The 23,266-nt window shown below is 55.1% G+C and carries 20 protein-coding genes and 1 tRNA gene; 10 read left to right on the top strand and 11 right to left on the bottom strand.

Annotation, left to right across the window (positions count from 1 at the left end):
* The first annotated feature begins 116 nt into the window (after window positions 1-116).
* Window positions 117-1,034 (top strand): hypothetical protein, encoded by a 918-nt coding sequence (locus ABLV04_RS25775; protein ID WP_048298633.1) that lies wholly within the window; start codon window positions 117-119, stop codon window positions 1,032-1,034.
* A 485-nt stretch (window positions 1,035-1,519) separates the two neighbouring features.
* Here the strand turns inward: ABLV04_RS25775 and ABLV04_RS25770 are convergent, their stop codons facing one another.
* The 6 genes from ABLV04_RS25770 to proB all read right to left on the bottom strand — a co-directional run bounded on the left by ABLV04_RS25770 (window position 1,520) and on the right by proB (window position 7,029).
* Window positions 1,520-1,930, bottom strand: coding sequence for a hypothetical protein (locus ABLV04_RS25770; RefSeq protein ID WP_004129411.1), 411 nt, complete (start codon window positions 1,928-1,930; stop codon window positions 1,520-1,522).
* 1 nt (window position 1,931) lies between these two features.
* On the bottom strand, window positions 1,932-2,630 hold the full coding sequence (locus ABLV04_RS25765; RefSeq protein WP_004129413.1) for an HNH endonuclease signature motif containing protein: 699 nt from the start codon (window positions 2,628-2,630) through the stop codon (window positions 1,932-1,934).
* Between the two features lie 440 nt (window positions 2,631-3,070).
* A complete protein-coding gene (locus ABLV04_RS25760) occupies window positions 3,071-4,309 on the bottom strand; it encodes an integrase arm-type DNA-binding domain-containing protein (RefSeq protein ID WP_048296795.1) in 1,239 nt (412 codons plus the stop codon).
* 163 nt (window positions 4,310-4,472) lie between these two features.
* Window positions 4,473-4,548, bottom strand: a tRNA-Thr gene (locus ABLV04_RS25755).
* 113 nt (window positions 4,549-4,661) lie between these two features.
* Window positions 4,662-5,915 (bottom strand): glutamate-5-semialdehyde dehydrogenase, encoded by a 1,254-nt coding sequence (proA, locus tag ABLV04_RS25750; protein WP_004147253.1) that lies wholly within the window; start codon window positions 5,913-5,915, stop codon window positions 4,662-4,664.
* A gap of 10 nt (window positions 5,916-5,925) precedes the next feature.
* On the bottom strand, window positions 5,926-7,029 hold the full coding sequence (gene proB / locus ABLV04_RS25745; RefSeq protein WP_008805306.1) for a glutamate 5-kinase: 1,104 nt from the start codon (window positions 7,027-7,029) through the stop codon (window positions 5,926-5,928).
* A gap of 290 nt (window positions 7,030-7,319) precedes the next feature.
* On the opposite strand from proB, the gene phoE reads away from it, so the two are divergent.
* Window positions 7,320-8,372, top strand: coding sequence for a phosphoporin PhoE (gene phoE / locus ABLV04_RS25740; protein WP_004204700.1), 1,053 nt, complete (start codon window positions 7,320-7,322; stop codon window positions 8,370-8,372).
* A 44-nt stretch (window positions 8,373-8,416) separates the two neighbouring features.
* Here the strand turns inward: phoE and ABLV04_RS25735 are convergent, their stop codons facing one another.
* Window positions 8,417-8,983: an NlpC/P60 family protein gene (locus ABLV04_RS25735; protein WP_044521172.1), complete on the bottom strand. Its 567-nt coding sequence runs from the start codon at window positions 8,981-8,983 to the stop codon at window positions 8,417-8,419.
* A 411-nt stretch (window positions 8,984-9,394) separates the two neighbouring features.
* Here ABLV04_RS25735 and ABLV04_RS25730 point away from each other — a divergent pair, with 411 nt between their 5' ends.
* Window positions 9,395-10,264 carry a DMT family transporter gene (locus ABLV04_RS25730; protein ID WP_048296798.1) on the top strand — a complete coding sequence of 290 codons (870 nt, stop codon included), beginning with the start codon at window positions 9,395-9,397 and terminating at the stop codon, window positions 10,262-10,264.
* A 95-nt stretch (window positions 10,265-10,359) separates the two neighbouring features.
* Window positions 10,360-11,025, top strand: a complete 666-nt coding sequence (locus ABLV04_RS25725; RefSeq protein WP_180266406.1) for an HAD family hydrolase — start codon at window positions 10,360-10,362, stop codon at window positions 11,023-11,025.
* 921 nt (window positions 11,026-11,946) lie between these two features.
* On the opposite strand, the gene phnE (ABLV04_RS25720) is transcribed toward ABLV04_RS25725, so the two are convergent.
* The 4 genes from phnE (ABLV04_RS25720) to phnC form a co-directional block, all read right to left on the bottom strand.
* Entirely contained in the window at window positions 11,947-12,831 is an 885-nt protein-coding gene (gene phnE / locus ABLV04_RS25720; protein WP_032453207.1) for a phosphonate ABC transporter, permease protein PhnE, read from the bottom strand.
* Window positions 12,828-13,700 carry a phosphonate ABC transporter, permease protein PhnE gene (gene phnE / locus ABLV04_RS25715; RefSeq protein WP_023288541.1) on the bottom strand — a complete coding sequence of 291 codons (873 nt, stop codon included), beginning with the start codon at window positions 13,698-13,700 and terminating at the stop codon, window positions 12,828-12,830. The genes phnE (ABLV04_RS25720) and phnE (ABLV04_RS25715) overlap by 4 nt, the downstream gene beginning before the upstream one ends.
* Before the next feature lie 66 nt (window positions 13,701-13,766).
* Complete coding sequence (gene phnD / locus ABLV04_RS25710) at window positions 13,767-14,705, bottom strand: phosphonate ABC transporter substrate-binding protein (RefSeq protein WP_064155222.1); 939 nt, start codon at window positions 14,703-14,705, stop codon at window positions 13,767-13,769.
* Window positions 14,706-14,727: 22 nt separating this feature from the next.
* Window positions 14,728-15,570 carry a phosphonate ABC transporter ATP-binding protein gene (gene phnC / locus ABLV04_RS25705; RefSeq protein ID WP_064155221.1) on the bottom strand — a complete coding sequence of 281 codons (843 nt, stop codon included), beginning with the start codon at window positions 15,568-15,570 and terminating at the stop codon, window positions 14,728-14,730.
* Between the two features lie 901 nt (window positions 15,571-16,471).
* Here phnC and ABLV04_RS25700 point away from each other — a divergent pair.
* From ABLV04_RS25700 to ABLV04_RS25675, 6 genes are all read left to right on the top strand, one after another.
* On the top strand, window positions 16,472-17,014 hold the full coding sequence (locus ABLV04_RS25700) for a helix-turn-helix transcriptional regulator (protein ID WP_082225986.1): 543 nt from the start codon (window positions 16,472-16,474) through the stop codon (window positions 17,012-17,014).
* Window positions 17,015-17,087: 73 nt separating this feature from the next.
* Window positions 17,088-17,675, top strand: coding sequence for a common pilus major fimbrillin subunit EcpA (gene ecpA, locus ABLV04_RS25695; RefSeq protein ID WP_023288545.1), 588 nt, complete (start codon window positions 17,088-17,090; stop codon window positions 17,673-17,675).
* A gap of 58 nt (window positions 17,676-17,733) precedes the next feature.
* A complete protein-coding gene (locus ABLV04_RS25690; RefSeq protein ID WP_023288546.1) occupies window positions 17,734-18,402 on the top strand; it encodes a hypothetical protein in 669 nt (222 codons plus the stop codon).
* 25 nt (window positions 18,403-18,427) lie between these two features.
* The gene (locus ABLV04_RS25685; protein WP_348816262.1) at window positions 18,428-20,953 is read left to right on the top strand and encodes a CS1-pili formation C-terminal domain-containing protein; all 2,526 of its coding nucleotides are present in this window, start codon (window positions 18,428-18,430) and stop codon (window positions 20,951-20,953) included.
* Complete coding sequence (gene ecpD / locus ABLV04_RS25680) at window positions 20,943-22,586, top strand: fimbrial adhesin EcpD (protein WP_180266047.1); 1,644 nt, start codon at window positions 20,943-20,945, stop codon at window positions 22,584-22,586. The genes ABLV04_RS25685 and ecpD overlap by 11 nt, the downstream gene beginning before the upstream one ends.
* Window positions 22,555-23,265 carry a fimbria/pilus periplasmic chaperone gene (locus ABLV04_RS25675; RefSeq protein ID WP_180266048.1) on the top strand — a complete coding sequence of 237 codons (711 nt, stop codon included), beginning with the start codon at window positions 22,555-22,557 and terminating at the stop codon, window positions 23,263-23,265. Before ecpD ends, ABLV04_RS25675 begins: the two co-directional genes overlap by 32 nt.
* Window position 23,266: the final 1 nt, after the last annotated feature.

The raw sequence follows: 23,266 nt of genomic DNA, 5'->3' as shown, positions 1-23,266 counted from the left end.
TGATTCATTGATTCATTGATTCATTGATTCATTGATTCATTGATTCATTGATTCATTGATTCAGGAGGGTTTTAGTGATAAAAAAGTCATATAACCTTTGGGATTTAAGGCTAGTTGTGAAAAAAATCAGTCCTTCCGATGTGAAATATATAAAACTAGGTCCCGGTGGAAAATGGGAAGCCGAATGTATTGATACTGGTATCATAAAATTTGGCTACCACGAGACACCAAATCAACTCTGTATAGATGGTAAATGGGCTGAGGTTCATGAAATATGGAAAATCATCAGGGGAAGTAAAACGGGTACAGCTACTAGTGACCTTAACCAGATAAAAGTGTTTTATACTGCTCAGGAAGATACTGTCTTTATCACCTTCTACGGTGGTTTTCTTTATTGGTGCAGACCAACAGGCGACGTCACTGTTCTTCAGGATGGCAGCAGAATTCGTCAGACTATTGATGGATGGCACAATCGTAGCATCAACGGGACAATTTTCACTATTAGTTCAATAAATGGTGAGTTGAATGCAACCCATGGATTCAGAGGCACTATCTGTAATGTTAAAAAAGCCGAATATGTTATCCGAAAAATTAATGATGAATATTCGCCTGAAATTATTGAGTTTGATCTCGCCGAAACTAGCTATCTGAATTCAATTCGTCAACTTTGTAAGCTATTGACATGGCAAGACTTCGAGTTGCTAGTAGACCTTATATTTTCTCAAAGTGGATGGCGACGAGTCGGTAGTCTGGGCAAAACGCAAAAAACGATTGACCTTGTATTGGAACTACCGACAACTCGCGAAAATGCATTGGTTCAAGTTAAGTCCATAGCAGACAATGCTGACTTGGATGAATATGTAAAAAGATTCCATGAATGTGATGCCTACGACAGAATGTTTTTTGTCTGGCATAGTGGTCCGCTGAATGAAGATCAACAAATTGACGGTGTTACATTAATTGGGCCTGAAAAACTATCAGAGATTATTTTGGAAAGCGGGTTGACCCGTTGGCTTCGAAAAAAACTATGGTGATAAAAAGTAAGAGTATTTGATATATTGATGACCAATTACGGACAATACTTTAAGATATATAGTTATTTCATGTCGCGAATTTAATGTGTATTGATATCTATAATAATAAACTCCCACTCGGCATTTAAACTTAGTTTAAATATGGTGGGTTGAAGTTGTAAAAATATTTTTTATAGTTAACAATTTCTTATTGATTGCATTATTTCTATTAACTCACTTACGATGATTTCTTTCTCTATTCCTGAGTACTCACCCAATTGAACTGCAAAAGACTTCTCTATAAAGTTAAATTTATCTTCCTCAGATTTTGATAGCATAGTGACATGTGCGTTAGATATTCTGAGTAACATTTCTGATTTCAATGAAATTGCTTCAAGACAGGATTTGTAACTATTCGAATCATGAATTATTAACAAATCCACATCATTAAAATCTCCGGAGCTTTTAAAAAAAGAACCAAAACCATAAATAATCACATTCAAGGGTTACAACCAACCATATTCTTTGAATTTCTCTTTTTCATAATCAGTCATATATTCCCAGAACTGCATTTTATTGATCGCAGCCATAAATCCTCTAATGTCAAAAATTCCCACATTTTTCTTCATGCACTCATATTTTAAATCCAGACTATACCCGCACCAGTTAGAACTTATTATAACTGCATCTAACTCCCCATAATTCTGACAAGACTCTACGTACTCTGCAGTGCTAAATGAATAACACTCGCAGATAAAAACTTTTAACATCTTACCATTAGTTAATTGGATGTTGTAAAGCCCTTTTTTTATCTCATGACAAGATGTAACTTTACTATGTTCATGCATTCTCTGCTCAAAGAAATTGTAGTTTCCATAGTAGCTTAGCCATGGGAATTTATCATTATGAGCTGACATATTACTCTCCTAAAATTAAGGTTTCAAAGTCTAATGGAAATCTTTGTATGGCGTTATAAGGTATTTCATCATTAACCCATCTTTCATAGCTTTCAGCATGTTGAATAAATTTACTTACTAATCTTTGCTCGTTCCGAGAAAACAACTCTCTATTCCCTTGGAGAATTTTAACAATTTCTCTATTATTAGGAACAATTATTGAGAGGCGTTCAGATGTCCATACGGCATAAATTTGCTCACTGTTAGGATTCTTTTTAGCATTATCCGATAAAGGCCCATATTGTTCCCAACTTTGATGATTTTCAGCTAAGTATGTAGAAATTTGGTCTTTCAGTTTATCAACAGACTCAAATTTAATAATAGCTAATCGGTTAGAAATCGACACCTCATGTTCTCTTTTCATTTCATGGAGAATTTCAACGCTAAATCTATCAACGTTTTCAACTTTATCAATTAATGTATGATGGGTTGGACAGAGTAAAATAAGATTCTCGTAACTATCTCGTTCAGAAGCAGGCTGTTCAATGTCATAGCGATTGGAACCTGGTCTATTCCCTTTTATATGTGCCATCTCCCCAATAGTATATGGAGCACCTTCAGCAGCCTCCGCTACTGAAAGTTTTTCATTGCAACCGCTAAAAGAACATATACCAGCAGCATTAGACCATAAAATCTTTATCGCTTTTTCTGAAATTGCCATGCGTATGCCTACTTGTCAAAAATTTTGCGCAAATTTTTTTATTTTTTGTAATAAATCATATGTAAATCCAACGACAATAACATACTATTGAATTACATTAAATGATGTGTAACTAAAAACAACACATACTAAATCCCAATGACGCCAAACTGATTTAGTTATTTTAAAATAGCAATAAATCAGCAAAGTAGCTAGTGCCTAAGCATGGGGAAAAACATCAAATCTAAAATCTTTGAGATGGATCAAAAAAAACAACACTCAGTAAAAAGTGACAATAACATTCTTTTTATTTATAATGTACCAATATTCCCCTATAAAAAATTACGAATCTAATTCTATTAAAATTGCTAAATTACTTTGCAATCAGAATGTCTGTTTTTGGTGCAAAACTAACTATCAAGAAAAGAGGTATCTAAGATACTCCGAATGAAAATAGCCTCCTAGAGATCTAGATGTCTTTTAGCTATTTTATATGTTTCGAGAATATTCCTTTTTAGTGTCTCCCCTTTTTGCAACTCAGCCATATAGTTTGCATACCACTGCATCATCTCCCTCCGCCCATCCAGATACAACGCATGGTTGTACGTCCCACGAATCGCATTTTTATCAACATGAGCAAGCTGGGTTTCAATCCATGCCGTATTGAATCCTTCCTCATGCAAAATTGTACTCATCGTGTGCCTAAAACCATGTCCAGTAACCTTTCCCGTATACCCAATCCGTTTGAATACCTGATTAATACTCGCTTCACTCATCGTCTTACGGGGATCATTACGCCCAGGGAACACCAGTGGATATTGCCCTGACATCACTTTGAGTTGCTGTACGATTTCCAGCGCTTGGGTAGAGAGGGGTACAAGGTGAGGCCGTTTCATCTTCATACGCTCTGCAGGGATTTCCCACACTGCCTTCTCAAGATCAAATTCACTCCAGAAAGCACCTTGGAGCTCGCCAGTACGAACTCCCGTAAGGATCAGCAGCCGAGCGGCAAGAACAACTAGCGGGCTTCCTATATATCTGGATAGGGCTTTAAAGAAGTCTGGTAACTCCTCAACGGTAAGGAAGGGATAATGCTTCGATTCATGCCCTGACATCGCGCTGGTAAGATCCGCTGCAGGATTGTATTCCGCACGGCCGGTAACTATGGCGTAACGAAAGACTTCACTGCAGCGCTGGCGAACCTTCTTGGCCTTATCTGTCGCGCCACGGCTTTCCATTCGACGCAGCACATTAAGCAGAACCAGCGGTTTAATTTCATTCACCGGCTGTTGGCCAATATAGGGGAAAATATCTTTATTGAAGGCTTCGATAATGTCAGAGGCATAGCCTTCTGACCACCGGCTCACCTTCGTTCCGTGCCATTCAAGCGCCACAGCCTGAAACGTATTATTGAGCTGCACATCCCGAACCAGCTTTTCTTCTTTCTTGGCAAACGATGGATCGATACCTTCGGCCAGCTTTTTTTTGGCTTCATCACGTAGTGCCCTCGCTTGTGCAAGGGACACTGCCGGATAGACCCCAAAAGCCATACGCTTCTCTTTTCCATTGAAGCGATATTTCATCCGCCAGTATCGGGAACCAGAGGGAACAACTTCAAGATACAAACCAGCACTATCTGCCAGCTTATAGGCTTTTTCTCTGGGTTTAGCTGCATCTACCTGTCGAGCATTTTGCTTCATTGGGGGCATCTCCCTGGACCGAACACAGAACGCCCCCACTTATGCCCCCAACAGGTGCTTGATTTCGGTTGAATCAAGTTGATAACGGAAGATAAGAACCGGGCTACAAAGCGCAGTATTCCTGGGTTTAATTGATTTCGGTAGACCTGGGGAGAGTTTGAAATGGTGCCGATAATAGGAGTCGAACCTACGACCTTCGCATTACGAATGCGCTGCTCTACCAACTGAGCTATATCGGCCCTGCAAGAGGTGTTCACGAGCGTGAATCACGAGGCAAAAGGTTAGAACTTAGCGGGCGATGCGTCAATAGCCAGTGGAATCAACTGCCTATTTTTGCATCGCCCGTTCTCATTTAGGCACGAATGGTATCGTCGCCGAAACCGATCCACTTATAGGTGGTTAACGCTTCCAGTCCCATCGGGCCGCGGGCGTGCAGCTTCTGGGTGCTAACTGCCACCTCCGCGCCGAGGCCGAACTGGCCGCCGTCGGTGAAGCGGGTGGAGGCGTTCACGTAGACGGCGGAAGAGTCCACTTCATTGATAAAGCGGTTGGCGTTACGCAGGGTGCGGGTCAGGATGGCGTCGGAGTGCTGGGTGCCATGCTCGCGGATATGGGCGATAGCCTCATCCATATCAGCCACCACTTTGACGTTCAGATCCAGCGACAGATACTCGTCGTCATACTGCTCCGCTTTCACCGGCTCGACCTTCGCAGGGCCGTTCTGCAGCGCGGGGAGGGCGGAAGGGGCGGCGTGCAGGGTGACGCCGCTCTCGGCCATCTGCTTGCTTAACGCCGGCAGGAAGGTGTCGGCGATGTTACGGTGCACCAGCAGCGTTTCCACGGTATTGCAGGTGCTCGGCCGCTGGGTCTTGGCGTTGACGATGATCTTCAGCGCAGGGGCGATCTCGGCGGTTTCATCAACGAAGATATGGCACACGCCAATCCCGCCGGTGATCACCGGGATCGTTGACTGCTCGCGGCACAGCTTGTGCAGGCCCGCGCCGCCGCGGGGGATCAGCATATCGATGTATTTATCCATCTTCAGCATTTCCCCCACCAGCGCGCGATCCGGACTCTCAATGGCCTGTACCGCGGCGGCCGGCAGACCGCACTCCTGCAGCGCCTGCTGGATCACCTTCACCGTGGCGGCGTTGGTGCGCCAGGTCTCTTTCCCGCCGCGCAGGATCGCCGCGTTGCCGGTTTTCAGACACAGGGAGGCGACGTCGACCGTCACGTTGGGTCGCGCTTCATAAATCACGCCAATCACCCCCAGCGGGACGCGGCGACGTTCAATACGCAGACCGCTGTCCAGCAGCCCGCCGTCGATCACCTGGCCGACCGGGTCGGCCAGATTGCACACCTGGCGCACATCGCTGGCGATGCCGCTCAGACGCGCCGGGGTCAGCGCAAGGCGATCGAGCATCGCTTCACTCAGGCCATTGGCGCGAGCTTCCGCTAAATCTTCCGCGTTGGCGCGCAGAATATCGTCGGTCTGCGCTTCCAGATAATCGGCGATCTTTTCCAGTACCTGGTTCTTTTCCCGGCTGGAGAGTAACGCCAGCTGCCAGGAGGCCGCTTTGGCGGCAATGCCCATTTGTTCCAGCATTTTCAGCTCCTTAACGGATGATCATATCATCGCGGTGGACGGCCACCGGGCCGTATTCATAGCCCAGAATGGCATCGATTTGCTGCGAGTGCTGGCCGGCGATAAGGCGCAGCGCGTCGCTGTTGTAGCGGCTGACGCCGTGCGCGATATCGCGTCCTTCGCTATTGCGGATGCGGATCACTTCGCCGCGGGAGAAGTTGCCGCTGACGATTTTGATGCCTTTTGGCAGCAGCGAGCTGCCTCGTTCGAGGATCGCCTGGGTCGCGCCCGCATCGACGGTCAGCTCACCGGCCGGCGGGGCGCCGAAGATCCAGCGCTTACGGTTCTCCAGCGGAGACTCCTGCGCGTGGAAGCAGGTGCCTACCGGCAGGCCTTCCATCGCGTGGCCGATGACGTCCGGGCGGTTGCCGGCGGCGATAATAGTATCAATCCCCGCGCGGCAGGCGACGTCCGCGGCCTGCAGCTTGGTGCCCATGCCGCCGGTGCCGAGACCGGAGACGCTGTCGCCGGCGATGGCGCGCAGCGCGTCGTCGATGCCGTAGACGTCTTTAATCAGCTCCGCCTGCGGGTTGCTGCGCGGGTCGGCGGTGAACAGGCCAGGCTGGTCGGTTAACAGCAGCAGCTTATCCGCCCCGGCGAGGATCGCGGCCAGCGCGGAGAGATTGTCGTTATCGCCCACTTTGATTTCCGCGGTGGCGACGGCGTCATTTTCGTTAATGACCGGGACGATGCTGTTATCCAGCAGGGCGCGCAGGGTGTCGCGGGCGTTGAGGAACCGTTCTCTGTCTTCCATGTCGGCGCGGGTCAGCAGCATCTGGCCAACGTGAATGCCATAGATAGAAAACAGCTGTTCCCACAGCTGGATCAGACGGCTTTGTCCCACCGCCGCCAGCAGCTGCTTGGAGGCGATGGTGGCGGGCAGTTCCGGGTAACCAAGGTGCTCGCGCCCGGCGGCAATGGCCCCGGAGGTCACGATGACAATACGGTGTCCCATGGCGTGCAGCTGTGCGCACTGGCGCACGAGCTCGACGATATGGGCGCGGTTCAGGCGACGGGACCCGCCTGTTAAAACACTGGTGCCCAGTTTTACCACCAGCGTCTGGCTTTCACTCATGATTCTCTGCCGTTCAAAAGGAATATCGATATCGAGCTGATGTTGTAGCAGGAGTCGGCCCGCTTGCCAACACCCGGGGCGGCGGGCGCGCCATTTTATTGCGCGGGATCGGGCATTCTGGAGAGGGGATGTGACAAAAATATGTCAGATACATTTAAATACGCTTTTTTATAAAAAGTTCCACCTTGTCATAAATATTTAATATCCCGGCGTTAAAAAACCTCCAGTTTTTGATGGGGCGAGCGCCCGCAATTGAATAGCGCGTATAAATAAATCACCAGGACTGAATAATGAAAAAGAGTACTCTGGCATTAATGATGATGGGCTTTGTGGCTTCAACGGCGACGCAGGCAGCGGAAGTTTATAACAAGAACGCGAACAAGCTGGATGTGTACGGCAAGATTAAAGCCATGCATTATTTCAGCGATTATGACAGCAAAGATGGCGATCAAACTTACGTGCGTTTCGGTATTAAAGGCGAAACGCAGATTAACGAAGACCTGACCGGCTATGGCCGTTGGGAATCTGAATTCTCCGGCAACAAAACCGAGAGCGACTCCAGCCAGAAGACTCGTCTGGCGTTCGCCGGCGTGAAGCTGAAAAATTACGGTTCTTTCGATTACGGTCGTAACCTTGGCGCCCTGTACGATGTGGAAGCCTGGACCGATATGTTCCCGGAATTCGGCGGCGATTCCTCTGCCCAGACCGATAACTTTATGACCAAGCGCGCCAGCGGCCTGGCGACCTACCGCAACACCGACTTCTTCGGTCTGGTGGATGGCCTGGATCTGACCCTGCAGTACCAGGGTAAAAACGAAGGCCGTGAAGCGAAGAAACAGAACGGCGACGGCGTTGGCACCTCGTTAAGCTATGACTTCGGCGGCAGCGACTTCGCCGTCAGCGCGGCCTACACCAGCTCCGACCGTACCAACGATCAGAACCTGCTGGCTCGTGGCCAGGGTTCGAAAGCGGAAGCCTGGGCGACCGGCCTGAAATATGACGCCAACAATATCTACCTGGCGACCATGTACTCTGAAACCCGCAAGATGACCCCGATCAGCGGCGGCTTTGCCAACAAAGCGCAGAACTTTGAAGCGGTGGCGCAGTACCAGTTCGACTTCGGTCTGCGTCCGTCCCTCGGCTATGTGCTGTCGAAAGGGAAGGATATCGAAGGGGTGGGGAGCGAAGATCTGGTTAACTACATTGACGTGGGCCTGACCTACTACTTCAACAAAAACATGAACGCCTTCGTGGATTACAAAATCAACCAGCTGAAAAGCGATAACAAACTCGGCATCAACGATGACGACATCGTCGCGCTGGGCATGACCTACCAGTTCTGATCAACTTCAGAACCACCCGCCGCAGCCCAGGCTGCGGCTTTTTTTTAGCGGCGGTTCTTCGCCAGATGCAGGGTGTCGCTGTTCATGGTGATCTGCGCGTTATACTCCTTCGGCAGACGACGCGCCTGATAGAACGCCGATTCCCAGTAAGGGTTGTCCAGCGAAGAACGCATCACGCCCTGGCTGCTCGAGGCGTGAAGGAAATTATGATCGGTATCGTAAAAGCCGACGTGCATGCCGGCCCGGGTGCGGAAGAAAACCAGATCGCCGGGACGTAAATCGCGCTTATTGACCCGCACGCCCATGTGCAACAGCTCGCGGGTGGTGATCCGCTCCATCGGCAGGTTAAAGCGATCCTTCAGCGTACGCCAGACGAAACCCGAGCAGTCGACGCCGCTTTGTTCAGTCCCGCCCCATTCATAGGGGGTTCCCTGCCAGGTGTGCATCTGGTCATGCAGGGCCGCCACCACCGGGATCAGATCGTCCGATCCGCCGTCAATGGTCATATCCGCATGAGATTTTGTGTGTTTTGCCTGTTTCGGTGAGGAGGAGCATCCTGCCAACAACAAAAAAGGAATTAACAAGAGAGCATGCTTCAGTTTTGGCTTCATATCGTTATTTTCGAAGTAGCAAGCAGACTGCTTTGTTTTATAGCCGATTAAAAAGAACGGCTAAATAAGTTGATGCCGCCTTTACGTTTATTTACGATTAAAAATAAACAACGATGGGATGGATCAGCCATAAAGGGCAGTTGTCACTTCGCAACAGCCTGTGCCAGGATTCTGTCATCAACATCTCACGAGGCATTCCATGACGCATAACGCCATCGCCACCGAGACTTTACCCGGCGCCGCTTTCGACGCGGGGTGGATGACGTCTGCGCCTCATTATTGCTTCGCCACGCTCTGCCCACCGCCTCCCCCTCCAGACCGGGTTGTTTTCGGCGCTTAACGCCGTCTTTCCAGGCGCTTACCTGCCGGTATGACGCTTGATACCTTGTGTTTGACGTTCGGGAGCATGCTATGCACGTTCGCTATTCTCTGCTCGCCTCGCAGGCGACAACGGCCACCTTTGTGCTGCTGTGGGGCAGCGCGGCCATTTTCACCCGCTGGGGACTGGACAACGCCTCGCCGATGGCGCTGCTGGTCTTTCGTTTTCTGGTTGCCCTGGCAGCGCTGGCGCCGCTGGCCATCGCCCGTCGACGCTGGCTGCCCGCGCCGGGCACTCGCCTGCAGACAGCGGCCACCGGCCTGATGCTGATTGGCGGCTATTCGGTCTGTTACTTCGAGGCGATGGCCAACGGCGTGACGCCGGGGCTTATCGCCACCATCATGGGGATCCAGCCCATCCTTACGCTTTGCGTGGTGGAGCGCCGCCTGCAGGGGCGGCGGCTGTTGGGGCTGCTGATTGCCCTGGCGGGGCTGGTGCTGCTGGTGTGGCGCAGCCTGGCGGCGTCGCCCATGGCGATGACAGGGATCCTGTTTGCGCTGGCGGCTCTGCTGCTGATGACCTTTGGCGCGCTGTGGCAAAAGCGCAGCCGTCAGTCGCCGGCGGATGTCCTGCCGCTGCAGTATGCCGTTAGTCTGGGGCTGTGCCTGTTGATCGCCCCGGTCAGCGGCTTCCGGTTTACCGTTAACGCCGGGTTGATTATTCCGGTGCTGTTTCTCGGGCTGCTGATTTCGGTGGTCGCCCAGCTGCTGCTGTACCGTCTGCTGAGCGCGGGGAATATCGTCAATGTCACCAGCCTCTTTTATCTGGTGCCAGCGATCACGGCGCTGCTGGATTATCTGCTGCTGGGCAATCGGCTGCCGGCGGCGGCGATGGTCGGTATGGTGGCGATCGTCGGCGGGATTGTGCTGGTGTTCCGCACCGGCAAGGTCCGCGCCGGCTGACGGCGAGCCGGGCGCGGTGGCGTCCGGTTCATTTTCCTGTCATCTTTTTTACGCATGCTCCCGGCAGCTTATTTTGACCAGTAAGGGAAGGTACCATGGGCAACACGCTGACGATTTTCGATCTCGATAACACCCTGATACAGGGCGATAGCAGTACGATCTGGAGCCAGTTTATGGTTCGCGAAGGGCTGGCGACGCAGAAGGGGTATCTTGCCCGCGAGGCGCGGCTGATGGCGGATTATGACCAGGGAGAGATGAATATCGCCGATTATGTGGCCCTGATCCAGGCGCCGCTGGCCGGAATACCGAAATCGGACGTAGACGCGCTGGTGGCCCGCTGCGTGCGCGAGGCGATCCTGCCCCGGGTCTATCCCCAGGCGTGGGAACTCATTCGGCGTCTGCGGGCCGAGGGGGAGCAGATGCTGATTATTTCCGCCTCGGTTAGCCTGCTGGTGCAGGCGGTGGCCGCCGCGCTGGAGATTGAGCAGGCGCTGGGCATTGACGTGGCGATGGTCGACGGCGGCTACAGCGGGGAGATTGCCGGGATCCCCAGCTATCAGCAGGGAAAGGTGGCGCGTCTGGCGCAGTGGCGCGAGGCGCATCCGCAGTATGACGGCGAGGTGACTTTTTACACCGATTCCATTAACGATCTGCCGCTGTGCCTGCATGCGGATCGCGTGCGGCTGGTCAATCCCTGTCCGCAGCTGCAGGCGGCCGGTGCCGGATATGGCTGGCCGGTGCTGAGCTGGCGGCTGGAATAGCGGAACGGATAAATGCTTCTGCGGGTTCAGTCGTTGTCGGCCGGGCAAGGCGTGAGCCGCTATCCGGCATAAAGGCGGCTTCGTGCCGGTGGTCGTTGCCCGGCGGCGCTGCGCTTGCACGGGCCTGAACGCCAGCCGGACTGTTTCCTGGAGAGGGGAAGCACTGCCGTGTGGTTGTTTATGTTATCTGTGGCTTCAGCGTAGTTTGCGCTCCCGGTTCGTCTTCTGCGTTATGTCTCTTACGGCGCGGGGAGCGCACAGGGGGCGGCCAGTCGCCGCCGCCCCCTGTACCCCCGGGCTCCGGCCAGCAAAATCGCCACTGCGTGGTCCCTTCGACTTATCCCTGCAGGCTTCGGGTCGGGCCGAGGCAGCGTCCATGCAAAACACGGCCCTCAGCCCGCATCCATGCGGGCTGCCCCGGCCTTCCGGGAACGTCTCAGCGATTTTGAGGCCGTCAGCACCGGCAGTTTCAGTCGCACAAGTGGGTAAATCAACGACAGGTCGCACGAACCCTCCAGGCCGGGTCAGGCGCAGCCGCCACCCAGCAAACTAACCGTGCAACAGGGTTGTGTGGGAGGTAATCAACGCTCGCCCGGCGGCGCAGTTGCTTGCCGGACCTACAGACATTCAGTGCCGGACGAGTAGGCCGGGTAAGGCGTGAGCCGCCACCCGGCATAAAGGCGGCTTCGTACTGGCGGTCGTTGCCCGGCGGCGCTGCGCTTGCACGAGCCTACGGGGTGTGAGCCTGTGAGAGGAACTTGTAGGCCGGGTAAGGCGCAGCCGCCACCCGGCGAAATCAAGGGTACCGCGCCTGGCGTCTCGCCCGGCGGCGCTGCGCTTGCACGGGCCTACGGGGTGTGAGCCTGTGAGAGGATCTTCCAGGCCGGGTAAGGCGCAGCCGCTACCCGGCACAAAGGCGCGCTAGCGTTCCTCCTGATACAGCGGCACTACGGCGCCGCCGATATAGCGACGGCGCAGCCAGGCGGAGAGGGTGTCCATGATCATCACCACCGCCACCAGCAGCAGCGTGATAAACATCACCACATCCCAGTTCCACAGGCGCATATTCTCGGCATAGATAAGCCCGATACCGCCGGCGCCGACGAAGCCCAGCACCGCCGCGGAGCGGGTGTTGGATTCAATCTGGTACAGGCTCAGCGCGAGGAAGGTCGGGAACGACTGGGTAAAAATACCAAAACGATGCTTTTGCAGGCCGTTCGCGCCCACGGCGGTCAACCCGCGCCCGGGGGAGCGGTCCACGGCTTCGTGTCCTTCCGCGTACAGCCGTCCCAGCAGACCGGTGTCCTGCATGATGATCGCCAGCACCCCGGCCAGCGGCCCGAGGCCTACCGCGCGCACGAAAATCAGCCCCCAGATAGCCATGTCGATCCCGCGCAGCACATCAAACAGGCGGCGCATCAGCAGGGCGAGGGTCCCCAGCACCACGCCGCGCATGATGTTGCGGGCGGCGAAGAAGGAGAGCAGCAGCGCCAGCACCGTGGCGGTGAGCGTCCCGGCGAAGACGATAGCCAGGGTAATGCCGATTTGCGTGAAGTAATAGCCGAACGGCCAGTTCCAGAAGTCGTGCCAGACGAACATCCGCGCCAGATAGCGGCCAATCTGCTGCAGGCCGGTGGTCAGCTGTTCGCCGCTGATGCCGAACTGCAGAAAAAACCAGACGTAATAGAGCACGCAGGCCAGCGCCACCAGCCCGACGTAGCGCAGGTAGCGCCCCTGGACCTGATAGAGCTGTTTATGCTGCCGACGGCTGGCGGCGATATCCGGTTGCATGTGCCAGACGCTCATTTCTTACCCTCCAGTACCCACAGGCGCAAACGACCGGACAGCATGTCCAGCGCCGACACCACCAGAATGATCAGCAGCAGGGTGATGCTCACCTGATCGTAGCGGTCGAGCTTGATGTTGGTCATCAGCTCCTGGCCGATGCCGCCCGCGCCCACCAGCCCGAGAATGGTCGACGAGCGGAAGTTGATTTCAAGCCGCATAAAGCCGTAGGAGAGAAACAGCGGCTTCACCTGCGGCCACAGGGCGAAGCGAATTTTCTGCAGCGGCGATGCGCCGCAGGCCGCCAGGCCGCGTACCGGTTTGTTTTGCGCGCTTTCCACCGCCTCGTAGAACAGTTTGGTCAGACTGCCGACGGTATGCAGCATGAGCGCCAGAAAGCCCGGGATCGCGCCGATGCCGAACGCCATCACAAAGATCACCGCCCACGCCAGCTCGGGCATGGTGCGCAAAAACGCCACCAGCACGCGAATGGCAAAGCGCACCGGCGCCGGGGACCAGGCGTTATTGGCGGCGAGAAACGCGAAAACGGTGGCAATGGCGACCGCCACCAGGGTTGAGGCCAGCGCCAGCTGCAGGGTTTCCCAGATCAGCGGCAGCTGGATCGGCAGGCGATAGCCCCACCAGGCCAGCGACCCTTTGGTCTGCACGTCGGCGAACAGGTTGCCGGCGCTCAGGGGCGGAATGGTCTCTGCCATATAGTCCAGGAAGTGGGGCAGCGAGTGCCAGATAGTCAGCAGATTAAATTCCGCGGCGCTGCCGGCGGCAAAATAGAGCGCCAGCAACAGCAGCGACCAGCAGACGGCATCGCGCTTTTGCCGCGAGCGTACCTGCTGGTAATAGCGTTCAAATTCGATGTGGGTCGTCTTCATGCGTCGGGGATCTTCAACGTAGCGCCGCCGCTCACCTCAGGGCAAGCCGGCGGCGTTGAGGCAGGATTAACGCGCGCTCACCAGCTCGCGTTTCATATCGATAATCTGCTGGAAATCAGCCACGCTGCCCGGGCCGATGTGCTGCGTACCGCCCATCGCTTTGATAAAGCAGGCGTGATCCTCAGTATCCAGTTTTTTCACCGCCGCCACGACCTTCGCCTTAAAGTCCGCCGGCAGCGCATTGCTCACAAGGATCGGGCCGTTCGGGATCAGCGGCGATTGCCAGATAATGCGGATCTGCTTCATCAGATCCGGATGATCCATGCGAATCAGGCGGTTGAACGCGCCGGTGGTGTAGCCGGTGTTGTAATCGCCAACCATCGAGGCCCAGGTCACCGCCCCCGCGAACTGGCCATTCAGCACGCCGAGGATGTCCTGCTCGTGGCCACCGGAGAAGGTGACGCTGGAGAAGGTGTTGTTGTATTTGTTGTCGGCGTTGCCGCCAAATTTTTCTTTAAACGCATGGTTAGGGATCAGATACCCGGAAGTGGAATCCGGGTCGGCGAAGCCAAAGGCTTTGCCTTTTAAATCGTCCAGCGTTTTATACGGGGAGTCGGCTTTGACAATCACCACCGAGTGATAGCCGCGAGACTGATCTTTGTCGTCCACGGCGATGCCGACGATATCCACCGCTTTCGGGTTATTGAGATAAACCGAGGCGTAAGAGGAGGGGGACATGCTCAGCACCACGTCGACTTTACCCCCCAGCAGACCCTGAATCACCCCGGAATAGTCGGAAGAGTTACGCAGTTTGGTATCCACGTTCAGCTCTTTATCGAGGAAGGTCTTCACGCACTGGTTATCGCCGATTTGCTGGGTGGCGTTCTGGCCGCCGAGAATGCCCAGATTCAGCTCTTTCGGCTGCGCCGCAGCTGCCTGCCATGCCATCATCATGCCCGCGACCATTGCGGATAAACGAACTGCGCCAGTCATATATATTTTCATTATCTTGCCCGTGTGAGTGAAATTAATGCAATTGGCTAACGTCATCGCCGTACAGCTGCTGCAGTACATCCTGCGTCAGCCGGGCGGGGTGATCGTCAAAAATAAGCTGTCCGTTGGCGACGCCGATAACCCGGGTGCAGTAGGTCCTGACCAGCTCCACCGAATGCAGGTTGACCATCACGCTGATGCCCTGCTCGCTAATCTCGCGCAGCACATCCATGATGCGCTGAGTGTTTTTCGGATCCAGCGAGGCGACAGGCTCGTCGGCGAGCAAGATCCCGGGGTTTTGCATCAGCGCCCGGCAGATCGCCACCCGCTGCATCTGCCCGCCGGAGAGGTTCTCCGCCCGCTGCAGCGCGTGCGGCAGCATGTTCATCCATTCAAGCAGCGCAATAGCGCGCGCCCGGTCGGCTGCGGGAAAGATTTTAAACAGCGATTTCAGGGTTGAAGTCTGGCTGAGGCGGCCCAGCAGAACGTTGGTGAGCACGTCGAGGCGCGGCACCAGGCAGAAGTCCTGAAAGATCATCCCGCAGTGGCTGCGCCAGGCGTTGAGCGCGCGGCCTTTCAGCCGGGAGACATCGTGCGGGGTACCGACTTCCGGGTAGCTAAGAATTTCGCCGCCGCTGGCGCTGTGGGTGCCATTGAGAACATGCAGGAGCGTCGATTTACCGGCGCCGGAGCGACCAATAACCCCGACCATTTCACCGGCGTGCAGATCAAAGCTGATGCCGTCCAGCACCTTGTGCTGAGCCTCGTAGGCTTTACTCAGGTTACGCACGCTTAAGACCTTCCGCTGCCGGCCGGCATTGAGATCGGTGAACGGCTGGAAATCAGTTTCGGCCACCGCGGCAAGAGAGCTGTTCATAAGAGTGTCCAGGTTCGTCATTAACTGGCCACTATTAATAGGTCTTTATGTGAAATTTCGATGACGGTATTGCGAACAAACCGTGAACAGGCGGGAAAGGGCGGCGGTGAGCGGTCCACCCGCGCGCGTGGCGCGCTGGCAATGTTGCCGATCACGGCACCCTCGGCCCCCGGTCCACCCGCGCGCGCGTGGCGCGCTGGCGAAGCGCCGAAAAGCGGCTATGCTTTCGGGGGCGCGGAGACAGGCGCCCCTTGACGGCCCGAACCCTCGTCAATCTTCGCTTAATCTTGCTGATGAGAACTGTTATATCGAATAGATAATGCGTCTGCCTTTGTTTAGCATTCAACATTCCCCAGGTATTAACATATACATAACTATTTTGTGCGGCAGGTTAATCTATTCATGAGTCTTATGTGTTGGTGAATCATCCTGGTTGTTGCTTCTTTTTGGATTTATATTCTTTATTTTTTAATAAATTTGGTTTATTCGACAGCTTCATTCTGCCCTCCATTAAGAATATTCCTAACATAATAGGGTGAAGATCCTGGGTAATATAAAATTCAGCTAAGAATCGACGGTAATATTGCCAATAACCTTATGAAAATAAATGTCTTTTTTCTTTCCTCAAAAAAACGATATTTTCAGTTTTTGTAAATATTGACCTGGGCGCGAAATTCATTGCCTTTCCGCATGTTGACACTCTATAGGAAAAAACTTAAATTCAACGCCAAGCAGAAAATAATTATAGTTTAACCCCGCTTATCCAATATTGATAGGTGATGCGTGTCTTATTTAATGGCGATTTATTAAAGGAATGGAATACGCCAGTTAACTTTATAGGCCTGGCAAGCAGTGACGTTGTAAAAATGATTACTTCAAGGACTATGAGGTTAAAAACTATATGGAATATAAAAGCTGTTCCGATAAGTATATTTGGTCTGCCCATGACTCCTACTTCTATAAAGGATTATCCGAACTGATTGTAGATATCGACGAATTAATTTATCTGTCGCTAGATAAAATCAGAAGAGATTTCGTGTTTATCAATCTCAATACGGCTTCGTTAAACGAGTTTATCAGGCGCGACAGCGAATGGCTATCCGCGGTAAAGGGGAAACAGGTCGTATTAATTGCGGCCAGAAAGTCAGAGGCCTTAGCGAATTATTGGTATTACAATAGCGATATTCGCGGCGTGGTATATGTTGGCCTGAGTCGCGATATTCGAAAAGAGCTGGCCTATGTGATTAATGGCAGGTTTCTCCGTAAAGATATTAAGAAAGATAAAATTACAGACCGGGAAATGAAAATTATCCGCATGACCGCCCAGGGCATGCAGCCGAAATCGATCGCCAGAATTGAAAATTGTAGCGTGAAGACAGTGTATACCCATCGGCGCAATGCTGAGGCCAAGCTGTATTCCAAAATATATAAGTTAGTTCAGTAACACCCAGGCAAGTTAATTTTTGAATGGTTCACCGGGACATCATGTCCTTAATTCAACTCAGGAAGAAAAAGCGATGAAAAAAAAGGTTCTGGCAATAGCTCTGGTAACGGCGTTTACCGGTATGGGTGTGGCGCAGGCTGCTGACGTAACGGCTCAGGCTGTAGCGACCTGGTCTGCGACCGCCAAAAAAGACACCACCAGCAAACTGGTCGTCACCCCGCTCGGCAGCCTGGCGTTCCAGTATGCCGAAGGCGTGAAAGGTTTTAACTCACAGAAAGGTCTGTTTGACGTGGCAATTGAGGGTGACGCAACGGCGACCGCCTTTAAGCTGACCTCGCGTCTTATCACTAACACCTTAACCCAGCTGGATACCTCCGGCTCCACGCTGAGCGTGGGCGTGGATTATAACGGCGCAGCGGTGGAAAAAACCGGTGATACCGTGATGATCGATACCGCCAACAACATTCTGGGCGGCAACCTCAGCGCGCTGGCTAATGGCTACAACGCCAGCGGCCGCACCACCGCGCAGGATGGTTTCACCTTCTCTATCATCAGCGGCACCACTGACGGCACCACCGCCGTGACCGATTACAGCACCCTGCCGGAAGGGATCTGGAGCGGCGACGTTAGCGTCCAGTTCGACGCCACCTGGACCAGCTGATCCTTCTGATGCACCAGCAGGGGGGGCTCCCCCTGCTTTTTTCACGGACGGAATTGTTATGAAAAAGCACCTTCTGGCCCTCGGGCTGCTGCTTGCCGGAGTATCGCCGGCGCAGGCGCTGGATGTCGGCGATATCTCATCTTTTATGAACAGCGGCAGCAGCACGCTGAGCAAAACGATCAAGAACAGCACCGACAGCGGCCGGCTGATCAATATCCATCTCGAACGGCTCTCTTCCCCGCTGGATGACGGACAGGTTATCCCGATGGATAAACCGGATGAGGTACTGCTCACTCCCGCCAGCCTGCTGCTACCCGCCCAGGCCAGCGATGTGATCCGCTTCTTCTACAAAGGCCCGGCGGATGACAAAGAGCGCTACTACCGCATTGTCTGGTTCGACCAGGCGCTCAGCGATGCCCAGCGCGATAACGCCACCCGCAGCGCGGTGGCCACCGCTTCCGCCCGCATCGGCACCATCCTGGTGGTGGCGCCCCGGCAGGTGAACTACCGCTTTCAGTACGCCAACGGCTCCCTGACCAACACCGGGAACGCGACGCTGCGGATCCTCGCCTACGGCCCTTGCCTGAAGGCCGCCGAGGGTAAGGAGTGTAAAGAGAACTACTACCTGATGCCGGGTAAATCACGCCGTTTTACGCGCGTGGACACGGCGGATAAAAAAGGACGGGTTGCGCTTTGGCAGGGTGAGCAGTTTGTTCCCGTGAAATAGACAGCTGTGCAGATGGATAACGACGATGCCTCTACAACGGATTTCCCCAGGACTGAAAACACCGCTTGCCTTCGGCATGTTTTTTTTGTTCGTTCAGCCCGACGCCAGCGCGGCTGCCCCAGGGGCGCAGCAGATTGGCGGGGTGATTATTCCGCAGGCCTTCAGCCAGGCGCTGCAGGACGGCATGAGCGTTCCTCTCTATATTCATCTTGTCGGCAGCCAGGACACCCGGGACGATCAGCGGATCGGCAGCGCCTTTATCTGGCTGGACGGCGGCCAGCTGCGCGTTCGGCAGATCCGGCTGGAGGACAATGAGGGTAACGCCAGCGTCAGCGAACAGACCCGCCAGCAGCTGACTGGCCTCGCCAACGCCCCGTTCAGCGAGGCGCTCACCATCACGCTGACCGACAGCGCGCAGCTGGATCTCAGCCTGCGCCAGCTGCTGCTGCAGCTGGTGGTCAAGCGCGAGGCGCTGGGCACCGTGCTGCGCTCGCGCAGCGAAGACATCGGCCAGTCGAGCGTCAACGCCCTCAGCAGCAACCTGAGCTATAACCTCGGCGTCTATAACAACCAGATGCGCAACGGCGGGAGCAACACCTCCAGCTATCTGTCGCTGAACAACGTCACGGCGCTGCGTGAGCATCATGTGGTGCTCGACGGCTCACTGTACGGGATCGGCAGCGGTCAGCAGGACAGTGAATTATATGAGGCCATGTATGAACGCGATTTCGCCGGCCACCGCTTTGCCGGCGGGATGCTTGACACCTGGAACCTGCAGTCCCTGGGGCCGATGACCGCTATTTCGGCGGGCAAGATTTACGGCCTTTCCTGGGGGAACCAGGCCAGCTCCACCGTCTTCGACAACAGCCAGTCCGCCACGCCGGTGATCGCCTTTCTGCCGGCGGCGGGCGAGGTGCATCTCACTCGTGACGGCCGGTTGCTGAGCGTCCAGAACTTCGCCATGGGGAACCATGAAGTAGATACCCGCGGCCTGCCGTACGGTATTTACGACGTGGAGGTCGAGGTGATCGTCAACGGGCGGGTGGTCAGCAAACGCACCCAGCGGGTCAATAAGCTGTTCAGCCGGGGACGCGGCGCCGGCGCGCCGCTGGCGTGGCAGGTGTGGGGCGGCAGTTTTCATATGGATCGCTGGTCGGAGAGCGGGAAAAAGACCCGGCCGGCGAAAGAGAGCTGGCTGGCGGGCCTCTCGGCCTCCGGGTCGCTCAGCACCCTGAGCTGGGCGGCAACGGGCTATGGCTACGACAACCAGGCGGTGGGAGAAACCCGCCTGACGCTGCCGCTGGGCGAGTCGATCAACGTTAACCTGCAAAATATGCTGGCCAGCGACAGCTCGTGGAGCAGCGTCGGCAGCATCAGCGCCACGCTGCCGGGGGGCTTTAGTTCAGTGTGGGTCAACCAGGAGAGAACCCGCATTGGCGATCAGTTGCGGCGCAGCGATGCTGACAACCGGGCGATCGGCGGCACCCTCAACCTCAACGCGCTGTGGTCGAAGCTGGGGACGTTCAGCGTCAGCTACAATGATGACCGTCGCTACAACAGTCATTACTACACCGCGGATTACTATCAGACGGTCTACAGCGGCGCCTTTGGATCGCTCGGCCTGCGGGCAGGGATCCAGCGCTATAACAATGGCGACAGCAGCGCCAACACCGGGAAATATATCGCCCTCGATCTGTCGCTGCCGCTGGGCAACTGGTTCAGCGCCGGGATGACCCATCAGAACGGCTACACCATGGCTAACCTCTCAGCGCGCAAGCAGTTTGATGAAGGCACCATTCGCACCATCGGCGCCAATCTGTCGCGGGCCATCTCTGGCGATACCGGGGATGACAAAACCCTCAGCGGCGGGGCGTATGCCCAGTTCGACGCCCGCTACGCCAGCGGCACGCTGAACGTCAACAGCGCGGCGGACGGCTACGTCAACACCAACCTCACCGCCAGCGGCAGCGTCGGCTGGCAGGGCAAAAATATCGCCGCCAGCGGACGAACCGACGGCAACGCCGGGGTGATCTTCAACACCGGGCTGGAGGATGACGGTCAGATCAGCGCCAGGGTCAACGGGCGGATCTTCCCGCTCAGCGGCAAGCGTAACTATCTGCCGCTCTCTCCCTATGGCCGCTATGAGGTGGAGCTGCAAAACAGCAAAAACTCGCTCGACAGTTACGACATCGTCAGCGGGCGCAAGAGTCATCTGACCCTCTATCCCGGCAACGTGGCGGTGATTGAGCCTGAGGTGAAGCAGATGGTCACCGTCTCCGGTCGTATTCGGGCGGAAGACGGCACGCTGCTGGCGAATGCGCGGATTAACAACCATATCGGCCGTACCCGCACCGATGAAAACGGCGAGTTTGTCATGGATGTGGATAAGAAATACCCCACGATCGATTTCAGCTACGGCGGCAATAAAACCTGCGAAGTGGCGCTGGAGCTCAGCCAGGCGCGCGGCGCCGTCTGGGTGGGGGATGTGGTTTGCAGCGGCCTCTCGTCGTGGGCGGCGGCGCAGCAGACAGGAGAAGAGAATGAAAGTTAACCCCTTAATCGCCCTGGCGATCCTCGCGCTGCTCTGGCCGGCGGCCGCGCTCAGGGCGGCGGTGACCAAAACCACCTGGTCGGATGCGCCGGCGCGCGAGTTTGTGTTTGTGGAAAACAACGCCGACGACAACTTTTTCGTCACCCCCGGCGGGGCGCTGGATCCGCGCATGACCGGCGCCAACCGCTGGACCGGCTTAAAATACACCGGCTCCGGGACCATCTATCAGCAGAGTCTCGGCTATATCGATAACGGCTACAACACCGGGCTCAATGCCAACTGGAAGTTTGATATGTGGCTGGAAAACTCGCCGGTTTCGCACCCCTTAACCGGCCTGCGCTGCATCAACTGGTACGCCGGGTGCGATATGGCCACCAGTCTGATCCTGCCGCAAACCACCGACGCCAGCGGGTTCTATGGCGCGACGGTGACCAGCGGCGGCGCGAAGTGGATGCACGGTATGATGTCGGACGCCTTCTATCAGTATCTGCAACAGATGCCGGTCGGCGGCAGCTTCACGATGACCATCAATGCCTGCCAGACCTCGGTGAACTACGACGCCAGCAGCGGCGCGCGCTGTAAGGATCAGGCCTCCGGCAACTGGTATGTGCGCAACGTCACCCACACCAAAGCCGCGAGCCTGCGGTTGATAAACACCCACTCGCTGGCGGAGGTGTTTATCAACAGCGATGGCGTGCCGACGCTCGGGGAAGGGAACGCCGACTGCCGGACGCAGACCATCGGCAGCCGCTCAGGATTAAGCTGTAAGATGGTCAACTATACCTTGCAGACCAATGGGTTAAGCAACACCTCGATCCATATTTTCCCGGCGATCGCCAACTCGTCGTTGGCCTCGGCCGTCGGGGCGTACGATATGCAGTTCAGCCTCAACGGCAGCTCATGGAAGCCGGTGAGCAATACCGCCTATTACTACACCTTCAACGAGATGAAGAGCTCAGACGCGATCTATGTGTTCTTCTCCAGCAACTTCTTTAAGCAGATGGTGAATCTCGGGATCAGCGATATCAATACCAAGGATCTGTTCAACTTTCGCTTCCAGAACACCACCTCGCCGGAGTCAGGCTGGTATGAGTTTTCCACCTCCAATACGCTGATTATCAAGCCCCGTGATTTCAGCATCAGCATTATCTCCGACGAATATACCTCGGCGCCGTCGCGGGAGGGGTATGTCGGCAGCGGCGAACCGGCGCTCGATTTCGGCTACATCGTCACCACCAGCGGTAAAACGGCCGCCGACGAAGTGCTGATCAAAGTGACCGGACCGGCGCAGGTGATTGGCGGGCGCTCCTACTGTCTCTTTAGCTCCGATGACGGTACGGCGAAAGTGCCGTTCCCGGCGACGCTCTCTTTTATCACCCGCAGCGGCGCGACGCAGACCTACGACGCCGGGTGCGATGACAGCTGGCGGGATATGACCGATGCGCTGTGGCTGACCACGCCGTGGACCGATATCTCCGGCGAAGTGGGGCAGATGGATAAGACCACGGTGAAATTCTCGATTCCGATGGATAACGCCATTTCGCTGCGGACGGTAGACGATAACGGCTGGTTTGGCGAAGTCAGCGCTTCAGGAGAGATTCATGTCCAGGCGACGTGGCGCAACATTAACTAAGGCCCTGCTGACGGTGGGCTGCCTGCTGGTGGCTCCGCTGGCGCAGGCTATCTCGGTCGGCAACCTGACCTTTTCCCTGCCGGCTGAAGCGGATTTCGCCAGCAAACGGGTGGTCAACAACAATAAAAGCGCGCGGCTGTACCGCATCGCCGTCAGCGCCATCGATCGTCCGGGCGGCAGCGAAGTGCGCTCCCGGCCGGTGGATGGCGAGCTGCTGTTCGCCCCCCGTCAGCTGGCGCTGCAGGCCGGGGAGAGCGAATACTTCAAATTTTACTATCATGGCCCGCGGGACAATCGCGAGCGCTATTATCGGGTCTCGTTTCGCGAAATCCCCACCCGCAACCTGACGAGGCGCAGCCCGACCGGCGGCGAGGTCAGCATGGAGCCGGTGGTGGTGATGGATACCATTCTGGTGGTGCGCCCGCGCGAGGTGCAGTTTAAATGGTCTTTCGATAAGGTGGCCGGGGCGGTGAGCAATACCGGCAATACCTGGTTTAAGCTGCTGATTAAGCCAGGATGCGATTCGACCGAAGAGGAGGGGGACGCGTGGTATCTGCGTCCCGGGGACGTGGTTCGCCAGCCGGCGCTGCGCCAGCCGGGGAACCACTATCTGGTCTATAACGACAAATTTATTAAGATCAGCGATACCTGCCCGCTGAAGCCCCGCCCCGCGGAGTGAA

The organism is Klebsiella sp. JN_Kp127 (genome assembly GCF_040062505.1).
Taxonomy (GTDB): Bacteria; Pseudomonadota; Gammaproteobacteria; order Enterobacterales; family Enterobacteriaceae; genus Klebsiella; species Klebsiella quasipneumoniae.
The sequence above is the reverse complement of the archived record's forward strand: the minus strand, read 5'-3'. Positions and strand labels throughout refer to the sequence as shown.